Annotated in this window: 1 protein-coding gene and 1 pseudogene; both read left to right on the forward strand. The window is 42.4% G+C overall.

Going from position 1 to position 936, the window contains the following annotated elements:
* The first annotated feature begins 46 nt into the window (after positions 1–46).
* Complete coding sequence (locus tag ACFINE_RS09820; RefSeq protein WP_375621899.1) at positions 47–736, forward strand: hypothetical protein; 690 nt, start codon at positions 47–49, stop codon at positions 734–736.
* Positions 730–936: pseudogene (locus tag ACFINE_RS09825) on the forward strand (hypothetical protein); the annotation flags it as partial. The gene ACFINE_RS09820 and the pseudogene ACFINE_RS09825, both read left to right, overlap by 7 nt.

The raw sequence follows: 936 nt of genomic DNA on the forward strand, positions 1-936 counted from the left end.
AAATTAGTGGCTCCACCATAATCGAAGAACGTGAGAAATAGTAATCATGGAAAAGAAATATGAACTTACTGATGAAACAATCGAAGTTGATGGCAAAATCCTTCACCGCATACGTGCATTAAGAGATTTGGGGGACGTCAAGAAAGGTGATCTTGGCGGCTATATCGAGACTGAAGAGAACCTATCGCATGAGGACTATTGTTGGGTTGCGGATAATGCATGTATTTATGACAATGCACTAGTTTCCGATGAGGCACAAGTTTTTGGCAATGCACGTGTTTATAACAATGCACGCGTTATCGATTATGTAGAAGTTTACGGTAATGCCAAAGTTTATGATGATGCGCTGGTTTTTGATGGTGCTAGGATTTTTGATGATGCACATGTTTACGAGAGCGCACGCGTTTACTACGGGGCATGCGTTTACGGTCGTGCAGAAATTTACGGTGAGACACACGTTTACGGTAAGGCACACGTTTACGGTAAGGCAGAGGTTTACGATTGTGCACGCGTTTTCGATGAAGCACGTGTTTACGGTAAGGCAGAGGTTTACGGTTATGCATGCGTTTCCGATAAGGCAGAAGTTTACGATTGTGCACGCGTTTTCGATGAAGCACGTGTTTATGGTAAGGCAGAGGTTTACGGTTATGCATGCGTTTCCGATAAGGCAGAAGTTTACCGTAGCGCACACGTTGATGACTATAACGCCATATCAACTGGAGAAAAAGCATGGTGAAAAAATACGAATTGACTAATGAAACCACCGATATTGTAAGTTGCCATACATTGTACCGCATTCGTGCTTTAAGAGATTTTGATGATGTTAAGGCTGGGGACCTTGGGGGCTTTATAGAAAATGAAAGCAATCTCTCTCATGATGGCAATTGCTGGGTCTATGATAATGCTTGTGTTACTTGGGGTTCAAAAATTTATGAC

Origin of the sequence: Bartonella sp. AA97HXZ, from assembly GCF_042196985.1 — a bacterium.
GTDB lineage: Bacteria > Pseudomonadota > Alphaproteobacteria > Rhizobiales > Rhizobiaceae > Bartonella.

Coding starts and splice junctions, on each gene's coding strand:
- ACFINE_RS09820 (WP_375621899.1), top strand. CDS start 47: ATGGAAAAGAAATATGAACTTACTGATGAAACAATCGAAGTTGATGGC.